This window comes from Streptomyces mexicanus (assembly GCF_902506575.1).
Classification (GTDB): domain Bacteria; phylum Actinomycetota; class Actinomycetes; order Streptomycetales; family Streptomycetaceae; genus Streptomyces; species Streptomyces mexicanus.
This window is the reverse complement of sequence record NZ_LR732558.1, coordinates 1-1932: the sequence shown is the minus strand read 5'-3', so window position 1 is coordinate 1932 and position 1932 is coordinate 1. Positions and strand designations below refer to the sequence as shown.

The window sequence follows — 1932 nt, the reverse complement described above, 5'->3', positions numbered from 1 at the left end:
CCCCCGACCCGCGCGGACAGTGTTATGCAGACCTTCCTGCCCTACCCCGGCTTCACCGCCTCCGCGCGCGTGCTCGACCGCCGCAGACTGGGCAAGCAGCGGGTCGAGGCACTGCAGGTGCTGCGCGGCCTGACGGTGCCCGGATACGGCTGGCGCCACCACCCGGCGGTGCGCATGTGGGCCGGCTACGAGGAGGCGCTCGTGCGCTACGGGCTGGAGGTGTGCCGGGTGTGGCGGGACCTGGGCCACCAGGACAGCTGCGCGGCCTCGCTCGTCGCCGGCCTCGCCGCCCACCGCCCCGGCCGCCCCGTACGGGACCAGGCGCGGCTGGCCGCCGCGGGGGAGCTGCCGCCGTGGCTCGGCGACGACGCGCTGCATCGCAGTCACCGCTCGGCGCTGGTGCGCAAGGACCCCGACTGCTACCGCCCGCTCTTCCCGGACGTGCCCGACGACCTGCCCTACGTCTGGCCCCGGTCGGACCGCGACCCGCAGCCGCCCGCCGCGACCTCGTGACCGTCCCTGACGCGCCCGGCGCCCGCATGGAATCCGCAGGCCAGGGCACCTGGAGGGGATGACGGCCGGTGCCGTGCGGAGGCACGGCCGACGGTGTGGGAGAGCGCATGGACGTGCTGGCCCGGCTGGACGCCTACCAGCGGCGGCACCGCTGGGCGGGCCTCCCGCTGGCCGTGGTCTACAAGTTCTACGACGACCAGGCCGCCTACCTGGCCGCGCTGCTGACCTACTACGGCTTCCTGTCGCTGTTCCCGCTGCTGCTCTTCCTGGTCGCGGTGCTCAGCTCCGTGCTCAGCGGCAACCCCCAGGTGCAGCAGGCGCTGCTGAACTCGGCGCTGCGCGAGTTCCCGGTGATCGGCGACCAGATCGTGCACAACATCCGCTCCTTCCACGGCAACACCGTCGCGGTGGCGGTGGGTGTGGTCGGCAGCCTGTACGGGGCGCTGAACGTCGCCCAGGCCGCCCAGCACGCCCTGAACAAGATCTTCGCCGTGCCCCGGCACGCCCGCCCGGACCCGCTGCGCTCGCGCCTGAAGGGGCTGAAGTTCCTGTTGCTGCTGGCGCTGGGCCTGTGCGTGACCACGGCGCTGTCCACGGCGGCGGAGTCGGCGGCCGGGGTGTTCGGCGCCCGGCTGGCCGTGGGGGTGCGCGTGGCCGCGGTGATCGCGGCGGTGGTGCTGAACGCCGCCCTGCTGGTGGCCAGCTACCGGGTGCTGATCCGGCGCCGGCTGCCGCTGCGCACGACGTACGCGGCGGCGCTGGGCGGCGCGTGCGCCTGGCAGGTGCTGCTGTGGGGCGGCACGTACTACGTCGGCCATGTGCTGCGCGGCGCGACGGCGACCTACGGCCTGTTCGGCATCGTGCTCGGCCTGCTGGCCTGGCTGTACCTCGGGGCACTGGTGTACCTGCTGACCGCGGAGATCACCGCGGTGCGGTGGATGCGGCTGTGGCCGCGCAGCCTGCTGAGCCCGTTCACCGACCGGGTCCACCTCAGCGCGGGCGACCAGCGGGCCTACCGGTCCTACGCGACCACGGAGTCCTTCAAGGGCTTCGAGAAGATCACCGTCCACTTCGACCCGCCCCCGCACGCGGACACCGCGGACCAGACGCACACCGGCGAGCACTCCGATCCCGGGGACGACGGCGGCCGGGGCGACGGCCACGACCCGCCGTCCCGGCCGGAGTCGACCCCCTAAGGGGCGTCCGGCATCCGCAGGGCCAGCAGGGCGACATCGTCGTCGTACACGTCCTGCCGGGTGATCAGCGCGTCGCACATCCGCTCCAGCGGGGCCGTGGCCAGGCCCGCGGCGCGCACGGCCAGCTCCCGCAGCCCGGTGTCGATGTCCTGGCCGCGGCGCTCGATCAGGCCGTCGGTGAACAGCACCAGCGTGCTCGCCGGAGGCAGCGGGTGGGTGTGGT

General features: G+C 74.1%; 3 protein-coding genes. 2 read left to right on the top strand and 1 reads right to left on the bottom strand.

Going from position 1 to position 1932, the window contains the following annotated elements; all coding sequences use genetic code 11:
• Positions 1–24 precede the first annotated feature (24 nt).
• Together GV126_RS32300 and GV126_RS32295 are read left to right on the top strand one after the other, a co-directional pair.
• The gene (locus GV126_RS32300) at positions 25–513 is read left to right on the top strand and encodes an MSMEG_6728 family protein (protein ID WP_159674496.1); all 489 of its coding nucleotides are present in this window, start codon (positions 25–27) and stop codon (positions 511–513) included.
• A gap of 107 nt (positions 514–620) precedes the next feature.
• Entirely contained in the window at positions 621–1709 is a 1089-nt protein-coding gene (locus GV126_RS32295) for a YihY/virulence factor BrkB family protein (protein ID WP_159674497.1), read from the top strand.
• Here the strand turns inward: GV126_RS32295 and GV126_RS32290 are convergent.
• Positions 1706–1932 (bottom strand): SpoIIE family protein phosphatase (locus tag GV126_RS32290; protein WP_159674495.1); only part of this gene is annotated, 227 nt, incomplete at its 5' end. The genes GV126_RS32295 and GV126_RS32290 overlap by 4 nt on opposite strands.